We start from the raw sequence: 17,573 nt of genomic DNA, 5'->3' as shown, positions 1-17,573 counted from the left end.
CTTGCTAGGGCTCGCCTATGAGCTTCCTCCTAGCAATCGAAGGCGCCGACGGCGCGGGCAAGGCCACCGCCTCGGCATTGGTGGTCGAGCAATTGCGCGCCGCCGGTCGCACCGCCGAGGTCGTGTCGTTCCCGCGCTATGCCGAGACGGTCGGCGGCTGGGCCTTGGGCGCGATGCTGGCGGGCACCCTGCCGCGCGGCACGTCGCCCAAGGCGGCGGCGGTGCTCTATGCGCTCGACCGGATGGAGTCGCGCGATCACCTGATGGCGACGATCGCGGCGAACGACGTGGTGGTGTTCGATCGCTATATCGCGTCGAACATGGCGTATCAGGCGGCGCAGGTATCCGCCGACGAGGCGGACGCGATGATGACGTGGATCGCCGAGCTCGAGACGGGATCGTTCGCGCTGCCGACGCCCGACCTGTCGGTGTATCTCGACACCCCTGCCGCGATCGCCCGCGGACTGATCCTGAAGAAGCGCAAGCGCTCGTACACCGACGACGCGTTCGATGCGTACGAGGCGGATACCGGGCTGCAGGACCGTGTGCGGACGAACTATGCGGCGATGGCGCAGGCCGGGTTGCTCGGACGCTGGGCGACCGTGTCGACGGTGGCGGCTGGGGAGTCGCGCTTACCGGCCGAGATCGCCGCAGAGATCGTCGCGCTACTCGACTGAGGCCTTCCTTCCCCAAATTCCACCCCGGCGAAGGCCGGGGTGGTGTTTGAACACGCGCGCCAGCACGCCTTTTTCTTACCCACCCAAAAATACTGCATTGCAGCATTTCTAAACGTCATTACTTAGCACGCTAATGACTTCTCCCCGCGCCCGTCTCGAATCCGCCTATGCCCGCACGCTGATGCCGCTCGCGCGTCTGTGGCGGCAGGCGGCGGATCGGGCGCTCAGCGACATGTGCGTGTCGGCCTCGACCGGCTGGGCGCTGGTCCAGGTAGGACGGCTCGGCGACGACGTCCGCCAGACCGATCTTGCGAACGAACTCGACGTCACGCAGGCCTCGCTGGTCCGCTCGATCGACCAGATGACCGCCGCCGGGCTGGTCGAGCGCCACCGCGATTCCGCCGACGCGCGCGTCAGCCGCATCCGCCTGACCGACCGCGGCCGCACGCTCGTCACGACGATCGAGACCAAGTTCGCCACGCTGCGCCACGAAATGCTCGACGGCGTATCCGACGACGACCTCGCCACCGCGCTGCGCGTTGCCGACCGGCTCGGCGCGCGTTTCCAGGCGGATCGCGCGCGATGATCCTCGCGCGGTTCGGCAGCAAGGAGGCGCTGTTCACGGTCAAATGCTTCGTCGCGGCGATGCTGGCCTATTACATCGCGCTCCGGATCGGCCTGACTCGGCCCTATTGGGCGGTCACGACGTCGTACATCGTCGCGCAGCCGCTGGCGGGCGCGGTGCTGTCGAAGGCGGTGTTCCGCGTCGCCGGCACCGTGCTCGGCGCGGTCGCGGCGGTGGTGCTCGTCCCTAATCTGGTCAACGCGCCCGAACTCCTGTCGCTCGGCCTCGCGCTGTGGCTCGGCCTGTGCCTCTACATCTCGCTGCTCGACCGCACCCCCCGCGCGTATCTGTTCCTGCTGGCAGGCTATACCGCGAGCATCATCGGCTTCCCGTCGGTCGCGGCGCCCGGCGCGGTGTTCACGACGGCGGCGTTGCGTGTGCAGGAGATCACGATCGGGATCCTCTGCGGCAGCCTGGTCCACGGCTTCGTCTTTCCGCAGACCGTGACCGCGACGTTACTCATGCGGATCGACGCGATTCTCGGCGACGCCGAGCGCTGGTCGCGCGATTCGCTCGCGGGCGAGTCCGACGCGCAGCTCAATCGCGACCGGCGCCGGCTCGCGCTCGACATCAACGAGCTGCACCAGCTCTCCATCCATCTGCCGTTCGATACCGCGCGGCTGTTGCCGCGCGTCCGCACGCTGCGCGCGCTCCAGGCAGAACTGTCGATGCTGCTCCCGCTGGCGAGTGCAGTCGACGACCGGATCGTGGAGCTCAGGCGCGGTGCCGATGCTCCCCGCCCCGAAGCGCTCGCGCTGATCGAGGACGTCCGCGCATGGCTGCGCGATCCGCTGCCGCTCGCCGAACGGGCCGAGACCGCCAACGCGCTGATCGCCCGCGCCAAGGCGCTCGAGCCGTCCGTCGGGGACACGCTGATCTGGCGCGATGCGTTGCGGCTGAGCCTGCTCGCACGGCTCGCCGAGCTGGTCGACGCGCATCGCAACGCGCGCGACCTGCGCGACCAGATGCGCTCGCCGTCCCGAACGCCGGTCACCCCCGCCGTCACGCGGCTGCTGGCGCGCACCACCAAGCGCCCGCTCCACCGCGACCGCGGCATCGCGCTCCGGGCGGCCCTCGGCACGATCGCCACGATCCTTCTCGGCTGCATCTTCTGGATCGGTACCGGCTGGGCAGACGGCGCAGGCGCGGTGCTGATCGCCGGCGTGTGCTGTGCGCTGTTCGGCAACAGCGACAATCCGGCCCCGGCGATCATGGCGTTCTTCTACGGCACGATCCTCGGGCTTGCCGTGTCCGCGGTCTACGCCTTCGCGATCCTGCCGCGGGTGACCGATTTCGTCACGCTCGCCGCGGTCCTCGCACCACCGATGCTGATCGGCGGGATGTTCCTCGCGCGGCCGGCGACGTTGCTGGTCACTCTCGGCGCGCTGCTCGGCGGATTGAACACGGTCGGATTGAACGACCGCTTCGGCAGCGATTTCAGCGCTTTCATCAACGGCGGCATCGCGCAGCTGGTCGGCACATTGTTCGCGGTCGTCACGGTCGGGCTGTTCCAGACGGTCGGCGCGGATACCAGCGCACGGCGGCTGATCCGCGCGGGCTGGCGCGAACTGGCGACACGCAGCGACTCGCCCGGGCGCCCCGACGCTGCCGGCTGGATCGCGCGGATGCTCGACCGCATCGGCTTGCTCGCGCCGCGCCTGGCGTTGCAGGGCGAGGATCCCGGCAAGCCGCTGCTCGATGCGCTGACCGATCTGCGCGTCGGCGTCTCGGTCGGCGAACTGCGCCAGTTGCGGCTCGACGGTACGCCGGACGAGACCGCGATGATCACGCCGGTATTGCGCGGGATCGGCCAGCACTATCGCGCGCTGCGGCCTGACGAGCCGGCGCCGCCCGAACCCGAATTGCTCGCCGGGATCGACACCGCGTTGGCCGGGTTCGCGAGGAGCACGCCCGATCGCCACCGCACCGGCGTGTTGGCTTTGACCTCGCTCCGGCGCAACCTGTTTCCCCGAGCGCCAGCCTATGGAGCGACCGCATGACCGGCGAAATCTCGATCGGCGGTGTCTTCCTGCCGAGCATCCTGTTGCTCGCAGTCGCCGCCGTCCTGCTGACCGCAATCGCGACTCGCCTCCTCGCCTTCGCCGGCGCGTACCGCATCGTGACCTATCGGCCGCTCGTCGACCTAGCATTGTTCATCCTCATCCTCGGGCTGCTCGCCCTGCTGACCGGACCTTCCGCATGACCTCCTCGCGTTTCAAATCGCTGCTCGCCCCGCTTGGGCGTTCCGCCGTCACGATCGTCATCGTCCTGCTGGCAGTGCTCGTCGGGATCTGGCTGTGGAAGCGGTACGAGACCGATCCGTGGACGCGCGACGGCCGGATCCGCGCCGATATCGTCCGCGTGACGCCCGACGTCGCGGGGCTGGTGACTCAGGTCGCGGTGCACGACAACCAGGCAGTAAAACCCGGTGACATCCTGTTCGTGGTCGATCGCCCGCGCTTCCAGCTGACGCTCGCGCAATCGGACGCGTCGATCGCAAGCGCGCGCGCGACGCTGCTGCAAGCGCGGCGAGAGTCCCAGCGCGATCTGGCACTCGGCGATCTGGTCGCCAAGGAAACCCACGAGCAGAACGTCGCGCGCGTCGCCACCGCATCCGCATCTCTCGCGCAAGCTCAGAGCGCCCGCTCGACCGCCGCGCTCAACCTCGCGCGCACCACGGTCCGCGCGACGGTTCACGGCATCGTCACCAACCTCGATCTCCACCCCGGCGACTATATCGCGACGGGCGCGCAGGCGATGGCGCTGGTCGACACCGATTCGCTCCGCGTCGAGGGCTATTTCGAGGAAACCAAGCTCGGCAGCATCCATGCCGGCGATCCGGTGATCGTCCACCTGATGGGCGAACCGCAGGCACTGCACGGCCGCGTCGACAGCATCGCCGCGGGCATCAACGACAGCGAGCGGACGAACACGACCAACCTGCTGCCCAACGTGAACCCGACGTTCAACTGGGTCCGCTTGGCGCAGCGCATCCCGGTGCGGGTGAAGCTCACGCATGTGCCGAAGGGCGTGCAACTGATCGTCGGCCGCACCGCGACGGTCACGGTGCAACCGCGCGTTCAGCCGGGGGCCCAGACGGGGGCAACGTCGTGATGCGCGCGCCCGCTAGCCTCACCCACTCCGTCACCCCGGACTGGTTCCGGGGTCCACGGTCCCGCGTACTCACCGCTATCGATCATGCGGAACCGTGGATGCCGGAACGAGCCCGGCATGACGGAGGTTCGCGTTCGCGCTCCACCACGATATTCGCGCTGGCCGCCGTAACCTGTCTCGCGGCCTGCACGACCGCCGGCCCGAACTACGCCCTCCCCGAAGCCGCGGTCGTCAACCGCCCCTCCGCACAAGGCGCATTCGACAGCGGCAAAGAAAAGGCGTTCGCCGACACCCCGCTCCCCGATCACTGGTGGCAACTCTACGGCGACACCCGTCTCGACTCGTTCGTCACCGAAGCGCTCGCCGCCAACACCGACCTGCGCGCCGCCGACGCCAATCTCCGCCGCGCGGATGCGGTCGTCGCCGAGGTCGCCGCGGGGCGTACATTGTCGACCGCGCTAGGTGGCGGAACGTCGCTCGACCGGCCCTACACGACCGGCGGCAATTTGCCCGGCACGCTTGACTACAACCTCGGCATCACGCTCGCCTACCCGCTCGACCTGTCGGGCCGGATCCGTCGCGGGATCGAGGCCGCGCAAGGCGACGCCGAGGCAGTCACCGCCGCGCGCGACAATGTCCGCGTCACCGTCGCTGCCGAAACCGCGCGCAGCTATGCCACCGCGTGCACCGCCAACATGGTGCTCGCCGCGAACACCCGCATCCTCACGCTGCAACGCCAGACGCTCACCGTCACGCAGCGGCTGCAACGCGGCGGCCGCGGCACCGCGTTCGACGTGACGCGCGCGCGGACCGCGGTCGACCAGAGCGAGGCGCTGATCCCGTCGCAGGTCGCGACGCGCACCGCCGCGCTGTACCGGCTCGCAACGCTGATGGGCCGCGCCCCCGCCGATTATCCCCGGGACGTCGAGACCTGTGCCAAGCCCCCCGCGCTAGATCGACCGCTGCCGATCGGCGACGGCAGCGCGCTGATCCTGCGCCGCCCCGACATCCGCCAGGCCGAGCGCTCGCTCGCCGCCGCCACCGCGCGGATCGGCGTCGCCACCGCCAACCTCTATCCGCAGGTCAGCCTGGGCGGGTCGGCCGGGTTCACCGGACCGGTGTCGTCGCTCGGCTCGACCAACGCGTTCCATCTCGGGCTCGGGCCGCTGATCAGCTGGAGTTTCCCCAACCGCCCGGTCATCCGCGCGCAGATCGCACAAGCCGGCGCCGCGGCGGATCAGGCGCTCGCACAGTTCGATTCGACCACGCTCGAGGCGCTGCGCCAGACCGAGACCGCGCTGTTCGCCTATGCCCGCGAAGGCGACCGCAACGCGGCGCTGCGCCGCGCGCAGGCGAGCGCCGCGCGCGCCGCCGATCAGGCCGGCACGCTCTACCGGTTCGGCCGCACCGATTTCCTGTCGCTGCTGACCGCGCAAGGCGCGCTGACCACTGCGCAGGCGAACCTCGCCGCGTCCGACGCGCTGCTGGTCGATCGCCAGGTCGACGTGTTCAAGGCGCTCGGCGGGGGGTGGCAGGCTTGAGGCTGCGCCGCCGCGGGCTGGCGTCGATCAACAGCGAAGTCCGCGACGGCATCATGCCCGCCGCCGACACCATCGCGCGCGTCGCCAAGGATCCGGACGCGCGACCACACACCCCTAGCAACTACCGCATCACCGCGCTGATCATCGCCTGCGCGCTGTTCATGGAGCAGATGGATTCGACCGTGCTGGCGACCGCGCTGCCGACGATGGCACGCGATTTCGGCGTCCCCGCGACCAGCATGAGTTCGGCGCTGACCTCGTATCTGCTGGCGCTTGCGATCTTCATCCCCGCCAGCGGACGCCTTGCCGACCGGTTCGGCTCGCGCACCATCTTCCGCGCGGCGATCCTGATCTTCGTCGGCGGATCGATGCTGTGTGGCCAGGCAACCAGCCTGCCATTCATGATGGGCGCGCGCTTCCTGCAAGGCTTGGGCGGCGCGATGATGATCCCGATCGGCCGCCTCGTCCTGCTCCGCAGCGTCGCCAAGGAGGACATGGTCCAGGCGATGTCGTGGTTGATCATGCCCGCGCTGATCGGCCCGATCCTCGGGCCACCGGTCGGCGGCGCGATCGTGACGTATCTCGACTGGCGCTGGATCTTCTACCTCAACGTGCCGATCGGCCTGCTCGGCGTGGTGCTGGTGACACGCTATATCGGCGAGGTGCGCGAGGACAAACCGGCACGGTTCGACGTGCCCGGCTTCCTCCTGTCGGGCGTGTCGCTCGGTTGCCTGTTGTTCGGGTTCGAGATGACCAGCCGCACCGGCGAACTTGCGCAAGCGGTGGGGCTGATCGCGATCGGGCTGATCGCCGGCGTCGCGTACGTCCGCCATGCCAAGCGACGCAGCGACCCGATCCTCGATCTGTCGCTGATGCGGATTCCGACCTTCCGGCTGTCGGTGATCGGCGGCTCGCTGACCCGTATCACGCAGGGCGCGCAGCCGTTCCTGTTGCCGATGATGCTCCAATTGGGCTTCGGCATGACCGCAGCGGCCAGCGGCGCGATCACGATCGCCGGCGCGATCGGCTCGCTGATGATGAAGAGCCTCGCACCGCGCATCCTGCGCCGCTTCGGGTTCCGCAACAGCCTGATCGTCGGCGGTCTCTGCGCGAGTTCGGGCTATGCGGTCGCCGGCCTCTTCCGCCCCGACTGGCCGATCCCCGCGATCTTCGGCGTGCTGATGCTCTCCGGCTTCTTCATGTCGTTCCAGTTCTCGGCGTACAATACGATCGCCTATGACGAGATCCCGTCGTCGCGGATGAGCAGCGCGACCAGCTTCTACGCCACGTTCCAGCAACTGATGCTGTCGCTCGGCATCTGCGTCGGCGCCGCGTCGCTGCATGTCGGGATGCTGGGCACGGGGGCGACGCGGCCGGCGCTCGCGAACTTCACGCTGGCGTTCCTGGTGGTGACGGCGGTGTCGGCGTCGGCGACGATCTGGAACCGCCGGTTCGCGGTGGATGCGGGCGCTGAGTTGAGCGGGCATCGGGCCTAACCCGTCATCCTGACGAAAGTCAGGATGACGTGGGGGCCGGCAACGACGGTCGCGACAGCACCGAGACATGCTCGCCGGGCTCGACGAACATGCCGTGCGACTCCGCCCAGCGACCCGCCTTCTCGCTCGCGGTCAGCATCGTCAGAAACGGGCTGAGCAACAGCCCCAGCGTCACCGGCGCGAGCCACGCCGCGGTGATCGGCGCGAACGGCGTCACCGCCAGCAGCGCGACGCCGACCCCGACATGCCAGCGATAGCGCGGCATCACGTCCGCCAGCGACAGCTCATGCGCATCGCGGTTCTGTGGCGCCCAGCCGGACTTGCGCCCCATCAGGATCCCGGCAAGATCCATCGTCTGCGTCAGCGCGATCACCGGCGCGGACAGCATCGAGAACGGCACGTCGATCAGCACCGACCGGACGATCCCGCGCCGCCCGCCGAACCCCTCGCGCCGCTCTGCATTCGAGACCGCCCAGATCACGCTCAACACCTTGGGCCCGAACAGCAGCAACAGCGTCACCGCCAGCACCTGGAGCGAGGTCTGCGCCTCGACGATGTTGCGCTCGCCGATCAGCGCCTGCACGACGCTCGTCGCGATCATCAACAGCCACACCGGCGAGGTGATGAACGCCGACGCGCCCATCAGCAGTTGCAGCCGGCTGACCCAGTGAAACCCAGACGACGTCAGCAGGCTGAGATGCTGGATATTACCCTGTGCCCACCGCCGGTCGCGCACCGCCGCATCGATCAGCGTCGGCGGATATTCCTCGAACGTCTCTTCGGTCATCAACATGTGGACACGCCAGCCGCGCCTGCGCAGCAGCGCCGCCTCGACCATGTCGTGGCTCATGATGACGCCGCCGAACGGCGCGCGCCCGGGCAGGTCGGGCAGCCCGCAGCTGGACGCGAACGCCTCGATCCGGATCAGCGCGTTATGGCCCCAGAAGGTCGCCTCCGACCCAGACCACCAGACGAGCCCCGCGGTCGAGATCGGGCCGTACAAGCGGCTCGCGAACTGCATCCAGCGCTGGAAGAACGTCACGCCGTTGATCACCGCGGGCACGGTCTGGAGCAGCGCCACCGCCGGCCGGCGTTCGAGCACCTGCGCCATGCCGATGATCGTGTTGCCGCCCATCAGGCTGTCCGCGTCGAGCATCAGCATATAGCGATAGCCGCCGCCAAACCGCCGGATCCACTCGGCGACATTGCCCGGCTTGCGGCCGACATTCACCGTGCGACGCCGGTAGTAAAGCTTGCAGTCGAGCGTCGGCGCGAGCCGCTGCCACGCCGCGACCTCGGCAGCCTCCGCCGCTTCGCCCGAGTCGCTCAGGATGAAGATATCGAACCGGTCGGCGACACCGCCATCGGCGATCGCGCGCGCCATCCACGCGATCCGTTCGAACACCGCATCGATGTCCTCGTTGTGGACCGGCATCAGGATCGCGGTGCGGCCCTCGAGCGGTTCGGACTGGCGCGGCGTCGGCACGAACCCGGGATGGCCGCCGGTCATGAGCAGCACGAAACCGATCGCGGCGTTCATGAAACCGAACGCGATCCACGCGAACAGCGGGAAGAACAGCGCCAGCAATACCCCGTCCCACAGGCTGAGCCCGTCGGCGAGCAGCGATTCCTGCACCGCCGACGACGCTGCGGTCGCCAGCAGGCCGGTCATCAGCACCAGCATGATCCGGCGCGCGAGGATATCGTCGGGCGAAATCACGCGGCCCTCCCCCGGTTCGGGCGCGGACCAGGGCGGCGGCGGGCCGTCAAACCGCTGCGCCGGCATCTCGATCGGCGACTCGCCGGGCATCATCGACGGCACCATGCCAGGAAGCGCAGGCATCAGAAGATCGGCGTCAGGACGGTTTCGCTGAGCGCGCGACCGCTGCGCGTGAGGAACAGCCGGACATCGGCGGGCCCTTGCGCGTCGGGGGCAACGTCGGCGGTCACGCGCCAACGGTTTTTCTGGCCGACCACCGGATACGCGGCATTGCTGAGCAACTTGCCGCGCACCACGTCGATCTTCGCGGTCACGCCGCTCTGCCGGTCGAGCCCGGCAAGGCCGTCGCCGAGGAAATCGACCACCAGCTTGCGCGCGCCCTTGATCGCCTCCGCGCCCGGTCGGCCGGCGACGCCCTGCCAGCAATCGACGACATGCGCGGTCGCGGCGACCGCGGTCGGATCGGCCGACTTCCACGACAGCGTATAATCGAACTGCAACCGCTGCCCCGCCTTGGCGGGCGCGGCGGGCGTCCAGAACGACACGATATTGTCGACCGTCTCGCTGCTGGTCGGGAACGCGTACAGCATCACCGCGCCCTTGCCCCAGTCACCCTGCGGCTGAATCCACAGGTTCGGCCGGCGATCGTAGAACGCGCCGTCGTCCTGGTAGTGATCGAAATTCCGGTCGCGCTGGATCAGCCCGAACCCCTTCGGCGCCTGGTCCGCAAAACTGTCCAGCGTATCGTGCGACGGATTGTTGAGCGGCCGCCAGATGCGCTCGCCGGCGCCGGTGAGCAGCGCGAGGCCGTCCGAATCGTGGATCTCGGGTCGCCAGTCGACCGCAGCGGCGCGGTTGCCTTCGCCGTACCAGAACATGCTGGTCGCCGGTGCGACGCCGAGCCGTTCGATATCGCGGCGCAGATTGAGGACCGACGAGACCTGCTGCTCGACGCCTGCCCCTGCGACGTGCCGCGACTGGAACCGGTAGGCGCCGGTCACGCTGACGCCGTCCATCAGCGCGTAGATCGTATAGGCATCGTTGCCGGTGCGCTCGATCCAGAATTCGGTGAAGTCGGGAAACTCCTCGCGGCCGGGCAAGCCGGTGTTGATCGCAAGCCCACGTGCCGACAGGCCGTACTGATCCTGCGACCCGGCGGTGCGGAAATAGGACGCGCCCTGAAATGCCATCCAGTCGCTGGTGCCGCCCGGCGCCATCGCGCGGAAGCCGGCGATGCCGAGCGCGGCGGCGTGGCCCTCTTCCGCCTCGAACAGGTCGCGCGAGAATTCGATGCGTCGCGCCTGCCCACCCTCGACGACGTTGATCGCGACCGGCATCGGCGCATAGCGGCCTAGCGGGAACAGGCGGATGCCGCCGGCGAGCGTCTTGTCGGCGCGGAACCGGATGCTGCCGACCTTGTCGTAATCGATCGCGGCGGCGGCGGCGACCTTGGCCGGCGCGCGGTACGGCTTGGTCGCGAGCGTCGCTGCACGTTGCTGAAGCGCCTCCCACGAAAACGGCTCGGCCTTGCCAGGCGCGGCGCGCATCGCCGCGGCGGCCTGCGGGAGGACACCCAACAGACCCAGCGCGGTCATTACTTCGCGTCGACCGATCATGCGGAGTGCTCCCTAGTCATCATGCTGCAACGCGGTAGCATAAGGACTTCGCGCGCGCGCGTCGACAGGTCCCACCACGGGCGCGCCCTGTCGCTCGGCGCGTTGCCAGCGGGCGCTGACCTGGATGCGGTCGTGGATGTGGTGGCCAACGATCGCCAGCATCGCACCCGCACTCGCGCAGAGGAAGCCGATCGTGGCGAGCAGGAACGCGAGTACGCTGATCGGAGGGTGAAGGCGGGCGAGCGTGTGGATCGCGGTGACGGCGACCGCGAGCAACGGGATGCCACTCGCGCGGAGGCTGAGGTCGGTGCGGAGGCGGCGGAGGTCGGTCATGCGACGCCTGAGCTATCGCTAGCCGCATAAGCGTTCGAGATTGATTCCAAGGGAGAGCCATAGTGTTCGCGTAGTGCGCAACCCCGTCATCCCGGCTAAGCCCGGGACCTCGCGCGGCAGGGGCGACCTGTTACGGGGAGATCCCAGCTTTAGAGTGATGGTGTGGGACCAAATTACCAGCGAACCGACCGCTCCCTTGTTCTCCCGCGAAGGCGCGAGCCCGGTCTGGGTCCCCGCCTTCGCGGGGAAACATGCTACCTCCCGTCAAATGCTCACTGATCGACGAGAAGCCGGTATCCAATGCCGAGTTCGTTCGCGATGACCGTGCCGACTCCCCCCGTTCCCTCCAGCTTCTGGCGAAGGTTGCGCACCACGATGCGGAGATACTCGATCCGACGATCGTGATCGGTCGGCCACGCCGCCTCCAATATCCGCTGGTGCGTCACGACCCGCCCGGGATGCGCAGCCAGCGCCGACAGCACGTCGAACTCCTTCCGCGTCAGATGCGCCTCCTCGTCCCCACGCCGAACGAGGCGGTGCTCGAAGTCGATCTCCACCCCGTGCGCATGCAGGATCGTCGGCCGCGACGTCGCCTCGCCGCGTCCCCGCAACGCCACGCGCAAGCGCGCGAGCAGTTCCTCGGTATCGAACGGCTTGGTCACGTAATCCTCGGCCCCCAGATCGAGCGCCGCCACCTTCTGGTCGGTCGCCTCGCGCGCCGAGACGACGAGGATGATCGGATCGCCAAGCGTCTTCAACAAAGGCACCAGTTCCAGCCCGTCACGGTCGGGCAAACCCAGGTCGAGCAACACCGCGGTCAACGGCCGGCTCCCCGCGATCCGCAGCGCCTCGCGCGCATCGACCGCCTCCTCGACACCGTAGCCGGCGCGCTCCAGCGTATTCTTCAGCAGCCTGCGGATATGCAGCTCGTCGTCGACGATCAGCACCGTCTGCCCGCTCATACGTTGGCTCCGTCGGCGTCGCGGACGAGCAGGGTCGCGGGGAAGCACAGGCTGAACTGCGCGCCCGTCAGGTCTTCGCGGTTGCTGGCTTGCGCGGTCATCCCCATCGCTTCGGCGAACGCCTTGACGATCGCAAGTCCCAACCCCGTCCCGCCGACCGCCCGGTCGGAGCCCTCGAGGCGGCGGAACGTCTCGAACACCTCCTTCTCGCGACCCGGCGGCAGGCCCGGCCCCTGGTCGATCACCGACAGCCGGAGCACGCCGAACCGGTGTTCGCCCCGCACCACGATCGGCGTGCCGGGATCGGCATAACGGCCGGCATTGTCGAGCAGGTTGAGCAGGCAGTGGTGGAGCAGTTGCGGATCGACGCGCACCAGCGGCAGGTTCGGTGCGACGTCGAGTTCGATCGCATGCCCCTCCAGCACGCGCTTGGTATCATGCACCGCCCCGGCCACCGCATCGGTCAGGTCGGTGGGCTCCAGCCGAAGCCGGAGCGCCCCCGCCTCGACCCGCGCCATGTCCAGCAGATTACCGACGAACCGGTTGAGCCGCGCCGCCTCGGTCTCGATCGTGTCGATCAGCTCGGGCGTGACGCCGCGGTGCAGTTCCGCCGCCGCCGCCATCACCGACGTCAGCGGCGTGCGCAGATCGTGGCTGACCGACGACAGCAACGCCTGCCGCAAGCGATCGCGCTCGTGCACCGCATCGACGTCGCGCATCTCGACCTCAAGCCGCGCGCGTTCGAGCACCAGCGATGCTTGGTCGACCAGACTCATCAGCAGCGGCAACTGGTCCGACCGCACCGGATCGCCCCCCGCCTCGCGCGCGAGGCCGAGCACTGCCAGCGTCCGTTCGCCGGAACGCAGCGGCTGGAAGAACCACTCCGACGCTGCCAGCGTGCCCGACCCGCGTCCGGCCGGGGCGCCGGTATCATACGCCCATTGCGCCGCGGCCATCTCCATCGTCTCGAGCCGGTAATCCGCGCCATTCGCCGCCTGAACCGCGAGCCCCGGATTCTCTGCGACGAGGATCACCGCGCGCACGCCGAACAGCCGTCCGACTTCGTCGCAGATCGCGCGGGCCAGCGCGACCGGCTCGTTGAGCGACGTCAGCTGGCGCAGGAACCCGGCGAGCGCGGCGTTGGTCCGCGCGCTGGCCGCAGCAATGTCGGCCTGCGCGCGAACCCGAGACGTGAGCTGGCTCGTCACGAAGGCGATGCCGAGCAGCACGAGGATCGAGATCACGTTCTCGGGATTGTTGATCGTCAGCGTGCCGGTCGGCGGCAGGAAGAAGAAGTTGTACGCGACCGACGAAGCGATCCCCGCGAACAGCCCTGTGCGCAGGCCGAACAGGCTCGCCGCCGCCATCACCGGCAGCAGGTAGAGCAGCGCGACATTGCCGAGGTTGAGGATGTGGAACAGCGCGCTCGCCACCCCGGTGACGCCCGCCACCATCGCCGTCGTCCAGCCGTACCCAGCCCGGCTACCCCAGCTGCCGACGCGTTTGCCGCTGCCGGGTGAGGCTGTGCCCGTCTCCATCGGCAGGACGTGGACCGCGACCCCCGGCGTCTCGCGGACGATCCGGTCGACGACCGAGCCGTGGCGTAGTTCGAACCACCGCGAGCGGCTCGACTTGCCGACCACGAGCTGCGTGGCGCGCGCCTCGGTCGTGAAGGTCTTCAGGCCGTCGACCACCGATGTCGCGGGAACCGTCGCGACGTCGCCACCGAGCTGCGTCGCGAGATTGAAGACCGCGGCGAGCTGGCGGTGCTCGGCCTCGCCGAAACTCTGTGCGCGCGGCGTCTCGATATACACCGCGGTCCACGGCGCGTGCATCGCGTCGGCGACCCGCTTGGTCGCGCGGACGAGGCCGAGCGCGGCTGGCAGTTCGCTGATCGCGACGACGATCCGCTCGCCGCCCGCCCACGTCCCGCCGACGCCGAGCGCGCGGACATGTTCGAGCATCTGCGCATCGACGGCTTGCGCCGCACGCCGCAACGCGAGTTCACGCAGGGCCGAGAGGTTCGATTTGGAGAAGAAGTGCGACAGCGCCCGCGTCGCTTCGTGCGGCAGGTAGACCTTGCCCGCCTTCAGGCGCTCGATGAGTTCATCCGGAGGGATGTCGACGACCTCGATCTCGGCCATCTCGACGATGCTGTCCGGCACCGTCTCGCGCACCCTCACGCGCGTGAACGAGGCGACGACGTCGTTGAGGCTCTCGATATGCTGGATGTTGATCGTCGAATAGACGTCGATCCCGGCGGCGAGCAGTTCCTCGACATCCTGGTAGCGTTTCGGATGGCGGCTGCCCGGCGCATTGGTGTGGGCGAGTTCGTCGACCAGCACGAGCGTCGGCGCGCGCGCGAGGATCGCGTCGAGGTCCATCTCGTCGAGCATGCGGCCTTCGTAGAGGATCGCCTTGCGCGGGACGATCTCATGGCCCCGCGTGAGCGCTTCGGTTTCGACGCGGCCGTGCGTCTCGACCACGCCGATGACGACGTCGACACCCGCGCGGCGGCGTTCGGCGCCCTCGGAGAGCATCTCATAGGTTTTCCCCACGCCGGGCGCGGCGCCGAGGAAGATCTTCAGACGGCCGCGACCCTCCTGCGACGCCTGTCGCAGAAGGGCCTCGGGAGAGGGCCGTCCGTCGTCGTTCAACGTCCCGCTTGCCGACCTAGGGCGTCGAGGGCGCGATTGAGCGCGAGCACGTTGACGCGCGGTTCGCCGAGGATCCCGAGCAGCGGGCTATCGACGTTCGCCGCGACCAGCGCGCGAACGCGGTCGGCCGGCAAGTTACGGATACGGGCGACGCGGGCGACCTGCGCATAGGCGGAGGCCGGCGACAAATCGGGGTCGAGACCCGAGCCCGAGGCGGTGGCGAGATCGGCGGGCAGCGGCCCGGTCACGCCTTCCGCGCGACGCTCGGCGACGTCTGCCTTGGTCCGGTCGACGAGCGCCTGGCTGGTCGGCCCGAAGTTCGAGCCCGACGACGCCAAGCCGTCATAGCCCTTGCCGGCGGCCGAGGGGCGCGTCTGGAAATAGCGGTCGCTCACGAACGCCTGCCCGACCACGGTCGAACCGATCGCCTTGCCGTTCTCGACGACGAGGCTGCCGTTCGCCTGGGCTGGGAAGAGGGTCTGTCCGATCCCGGTCATCGCGAGAGGATAGACGATCCCGAGCAACAGCGCGAACAGGATCGTCATGACGAACGCGGGACGGAGCGCGGAGGTGATGTCATTGGTCATCGTGCAATTCCTTGTATCCCCGCGAAGGCGGGGACCCAGTCTGGGCTCCCGCCTTCGCGGGAGAACATGTCTTTTGGGGTGAGGTCGGCATTCCACCCACCTCCGTCACCCCGGACTAATTCCGGGGTCCACCGTTCCGCGAACTCACGACGTAGTGGCTGCGAGGGAATGTGGATGCCGGAACAAGCCCGGCATGACGGAAGGGGCGCAGGCATCACGCCAGCCCCAGCGCACCGACCAGAAGGTCGATAAGCTTGATCCCGACGAACGGTGCGATCAGCCCCCCCAAGCCATACACGGCCAGGTTGCGCGCCAGCAGCGGCCCCGCCGCCATCGGCTTGTACGCCACCCCCTTCAGCGCGAGCGGCACCAGCATCGGGATGATGATCGCGTTGAAGATGATCGCCGACAGGATCGCGCTCTGCGGCGAGCCCAGCCGCATCACGTTGAGCACGCCGAGCCCCGGATAGAGCGCGACGAACATCGCCGGGATGATCGCGAAATACTTCGCCACGTCGTTCGCCACCGAGAAGGTCGTCAGCGCCCCGCGCGTCATCAGCAGCTGTTTGCCGAGCCCCACGATCTCGATCAGCTTGGTCGGATCGCTGTCGAGGTCGACCATGTTGCCCGCCTCGCGCGCGGCCTGCGTGCCGGTGTTCATCGCCACGCCGACGTCTGCCTGGGCCAAAGCCGGCGCGTCGTTGGTGCCGTCGCCGCACATCGCGACCAGCCGCCCGCCCTGCTGTTCCTTGCGGATCAGCTCGAGCTTGTCCTCCGGCGTCGCCTGCGCGAGGAAGTCGTCGACGCCGGCCTCGGCCGCGATCGCCGCGGCGGTCAGCGGGTTGTCGCCCGTGATCATCACTGTGCGGATACCCATCGCGCGCAGTTCGCCGAAGCGTTCGCGGATGCCCGCCTTGACGACGTCCTTGAGGAAGATCGCGCCGAGCAAGCGACCATCGCGTGCGACCGCCAGCGGGGTGCCGCCAGCACGCGCGATCTCGTCGGTGATGCGGCGCAGTTCGGTCGCGGCGGCGGTCGTCCCTGCCCCCGGATTGGCCTTCAGGATCGAGTCGACCGCGCCCTTCTGGATCAGCGAACCCCCGACGATCACGCCCGAGATACGCGTCTGTGCGGTGAACGGGATGACCTCCGCATCGCTCGGCAGGACGTTCGTCGTGACGCCGAACTTTTCGCGTGCCAGCACGACGATCGAGCGGCCCTCGGGCGTCTCGTCGGCAAGGCTCGCCAGCAGCGCCGCCTCGGCCAGTTCCTCGTCCCGCGTGCCGCCGACGCTGCGGAACTCGCTCGCTTGACGGTCGCCGATCGTGATCGTGCCGGTCTTGTCGAGCAGCAGCACGTCGATATCACCCGCCGCCTCGACTGCACGCCCCGACTTCGCCAGCACGTTGAAGCGCACCAGACGGTCCATGCCGGCGATACCGATCGCCGACAGCAAGGCGGCGATCGTCGTCGGGATCAGCGTGATCAATAGCGCCGCGAGGATCGCGACCGGCACGCGGCCGCCCGCATAGCTTGCGAACCCGGGAATCGTGCCGACCGCGATCAGGAAGATGATCGTCAGGCCGACGAGCAGCAATGTCAGCGCGATCTCGTTCGGCGTCTTCTGCCGCTCGGCGCCCTCGACCAGCGCGATCATCCGGTCGAGAAAGCCTTCGCCCGGATTGGCGGTGATCTTCACGCGGATCTCGTCGGAGATGACGCGCGTGCCCGCGGTGACGGCGGAGCGATCGCCACCCGCCTCGCGGATTACCGGTGCACTCTCGCCGGTGATCGCCGCTTCGTTGACCGAGGCGACGCCCCAGACGACTTCGCCATCGGCCGGGATCAGGTCGCCCATCGTTACCAGCACGATGTCACCGGACCGCAAAGCGCTCGCGGGAACGGACTCGACCTGGTCGCCCTTCATGCGGCGGGCGGTCAGTTCCGCCTTGGTCGCGCGCAACGACGCGGCCTGCGCCTTGCCGCGGCCTTCCGCGATCGCTTCGGCGAAGGTGCCAAACAGGACGGTCAGCCACAGCCAGATGACCAGCTGTATCTTGAAGCCGACCGACAGCCCGTCGCCACCGACATTGACGAGGATCGTCAACAGCGTGGCGACCACGGCGGTGACGAACATCACCGGGTTGCGGACCAGCTGCCTCGGGTCGAGTTTCCGGAAAGCGTCGCCGATCGCCGGGATGATCAAGTCGGCCGTGAACAGCGACTTGGTAGGGGTGCGTGCCAT

General features: G+C 68.7%; 14 protein-coding genes. 7 read left to right on the top strand and 7 right to left on the bottom strand.

What is annotated here, in order from left to right; genetic code table 11:
* The first annotated feature begins 17 nt into the window (after positions 1-17).
* From EQZ23_RS14835 to EQZ23_RS14805, 7 genes are all read left to right on the top strand, one after another.
* Positions 18-677 carry a dTMP kinase gene (locus EQZ23_RS14835; RefSeq protein WP_128455193.1) on the top strand — a complete coding sequence of 220 codons (660 nt, stop codon included), beginning with the start codon at positions 18-20 and terminating at the stop codon, positions 675-677.
* 133 nt (positions 678-810) lie between these two features.
* On the top strand, positions 811-1,263 hold the full coding sequence (locus tag EQZ23_RS14830; protein WP_206364267.1) for a MarR family transcriptional regulator: 453 nt from the start codon (positions 811-813) through the stop codon (positions 1,261-1,263).
* Positions 1,260-3,302, top strand: a complete 2,043-nt coding sequence (locus tag EQZ23_RS14825; protein WP_128455192.1) for an FUSC family protein — start codon at positions 1,260-1,262, stop codon at positions 3,300-3,302. Before EQZ23_RS14830 ends, EQZ23_RS14825 begins: the two co-directional genes overlap by 4 nt.
* The gene (locus EQZ23_RS14820) at positions 3,299-3,505 is read left to right on the top strand and encodes a DUF1656 domain-containing protein (protein ID WP_128455191.1); all 207 of its coding nucleotides are present in this window, start codon (positions 3,299-3,301) and stop codon (positions 3,503-3,505) included. The genes EQZ23_RS14825 and EQZ23_RS14820 overlap by 4 nt, the downstream gene beginning before the upstream one ends.
* Positions 3,502-4,416: an efflux RND transporter periplasmic adaptor subunit gene (locus EQZ23_RS14815; RefSeq protein ID WP_128455190.1), complete on the top strand. Its 915-nt coding sequence runs from the start codon at positions 3,502-3,504 to the stop codon at positions 4,414-4,416. Before EQZ23_RS14820 ends, EQZ23_RS14815 begins: the two co-directional genes overlap by 4 nt.
* A 98-nt stretch (positions 4,417-4,514) precedes the next feature.
* On the top strand, positions 4,515-5,957 hold the full coding sequence (locus tag EQZ23_RS14810; RefSeq protein ID WP_128455189.1) for an efflux transporter outer membrane subunit: 1,443 nt from the start codon (positions 4,515-4,517) through the stop codon (positions 5,955-5,957).
* Positions 5,954-7,453: a DHA2 family efflux MFS transporter permease subunit gene (locus EQZ23_RS14805; RefSeq protein ID WP_206364266.1), complete on the top strand. Its 1,500-nt coding sequence runs from the start codon at positions 5,954-5,956 to the stop codon at positions 7,451-7,453. Before EQZ23_RS14810 ends, EQZ23_RS14805 begins: the two co-directional genes overlap by 4 nt.
* A gap of 19 nt (positions 7,454-7,472) precedes the next feature.
* Here the strand turns inward: EQZ23_RS14805 and mdoH are convergent, their stop codons facing one another.
* The 7 genes from mdoH to kdpB all read right to left on the bottom strand — a co-directional run bounded on the left by mdoH (position 7,473) and on the right by kdpB (position 17,573).
* Positions 7,473-9,296, bottom strand: coding sequence for a glucans biosynthesis glucosyltransferase MdoH (mdoH, locus tag EQZ23_RS14800; protein ID WP_240663594.1), 1,824 nt, complete (start codon positions 9,294-9,296; stop codon positions 7,473-7,475).
* Positions 9,296-10,789, bottom strand: coding sequence for a glucan biosynthesis protein (locus EQZ23_RS14795; protein ID WP_128455188.1), 1,494 nt, complete (start codon positions 10,787-10,789; stop codon positions 9,296-9,298). Before EQZ23_RS14795 ends, mdoH begins: the two co-directional genes overlap by 1 nt.
* 12 nt (positions 10,790-10,801) lie before the next feature.
* Positions 10,802-11,122 carry a hypothetical protein gene (locus EQZ23_RS14790; RefSeq protein WP_128455187.1) on the bottom strand — a complete coding sequence of 107 codons (321 nt, stop codon included), beginning with the start codon at positions 11,120-11,122 and terminating at the stop codon, positions 10,802-10,804.
* 272 nt (positions 11,123-11,394) lie between these two features.
* The gene (locus EQZ23_RS14785) at positions 11,395-12,084 is read right to left on the bottom strand and encodes a response regulator transcription factor (RefSeq protein WP_128455186.1); all 690 of its coding nucleotides are present in this window, start codon (positions 12,082-12,084) and stop codon (positions 11,395-11,397) included.
* Positions 12,081-14,741 carry a sensor histidine kinase KdpD gene (locus EQZ23_RS14780; protein ID WP_128455185.1) on the bottom strand — a complete coding sequence of 887 codons (2,661 nt, stop codon included), beginning with the start codon at positions 14,739-14,741 and terminating at the stop codon, positions 12,081-12,083. Before EQZ23_RS14780 ends, EQZ23_RS14785 begins: the two co-directional genes overlap by 4 nt.
* On the bottom strand, positions 14,738-15,328 hold the full coding sequence (gene kdpC, locus EQZ23_RS14775; protein ID WP_128455184.1) for a potassium-transporting ATPase subunit KdpC: 591 nt from the start codon (positions 15,326-15,328) through the stop codon (positions 14,738-14,740). The genes EQZ23_RS14780 and kdpC overlap by 4 nt, the downstream gene beginning before the upstream one ends.
* 214 nt (positions 15,329-15,542) lie before the next feature.
* Entirely contained in the window at positions 15,543-17,573 is a 2,031-nt protein-coding gene (gene kdpB / locus EQZ23_RS14770) for a potassium-transporting ATPase subunit KdpB (RefSeq protein WP_128455183.1), read from the bottom strand.

Source organism: Sphingomonas sp. UV9 (genome assembly GCF_004101245.1).
Taxonomy (GTDB): Bacteria; Pseudomonadota; Alphaproteobacteria; order Sphingomonadales; family Sphingomonadaceae; genus Sphingomonas.
The sequence above is the reverse complement of the archived record's forward strand: the minus strand, read 5'-3'. Positions and strand labels throughout refer to the sequence as shown.

Coding starts and splice junctions, on each gene's coding strand:
- kdpB (WP_128455183.1), bottom strand. CDS start 17,573: ATGGCACGCACCCCTACCAAGTCGCTGTTCACGGCCGACTTGATCATC.
- EQZ23_RS14830 (WP_206364267.1), top strand. CDS start 811: ATGACTTCTCCCCGCGCCCGTCTCGAATCCGCCTATGCCCGCACGCTG.
- EQZ23_RS14785 (WP_128455186.1), bottom strand. CDS start 12,084: ATGAGCGGGCAGACGGTGCTGATCGTCGACGACGAGCTGCATATCCGC.
- EQZ23_RS14795 (WP_128455188.1), bottom strand. CDS start 10,789: ATGATCGGTCGACGCGAAGTAATGACCGCGCTGGGTCTGTTGGGTGTC.
- EQZ23_RS14815 (WP_128455190.1), top strand. CDS start 3,502: ATGACCTCCTCGCGTTTCAAATCGCTGCTCGCCCCGCTTGGGCGTTCC.
- EQZ23_RS14835 (WP_128455193.1), top strand. CDS start 18: ATGAGCTTCCTCCTAGCAATCGAAGGCGCCGACGGCGCGGGCAAGGCC.
- mdoH (WP_240663594.1), bottom strand. CDS start 9,296: ATGCCTGCGCTTCCTGGCATGGTGCCGTCGATGATGCCCGGCGAGTCG.
- EQZ23_RS14820 (WP_128455191.1), top strand. CDS start 3,299: ATGACCGGCGAAATCTCGATCGGCGGTGTCTTCCTGCCGAGCATCCTG.
- EQZ23_RS14825 (WP_128455192.1), top strand. CDS start 1,260: ATGATCCTCGCGCGGTTCGGCAGCAAGGAGGCGCTGTTCACGGTCAAA.
- kdpC (WP_128455184.1), bottom strand. CDS start 15,328: ATGACCAATGACATCACCTCCGCGCTCCGTCCCGCGTTCGTCATGACG.
- EQZ23_RS14790 (WP_128455187.1), bottom strand. CDS start 11,122: ATGACCGACCTCCGCCGCCTCCGCACCGACCTCAGCCTCCGCGCGAGT.
- EQZ23_RS14810 (WP_128455189.1), top strand. CDS start 4,515: ATGCCGGAACGAGCCCGGCATGACGGAGGTTCGCGTTCGCGCTCCACC.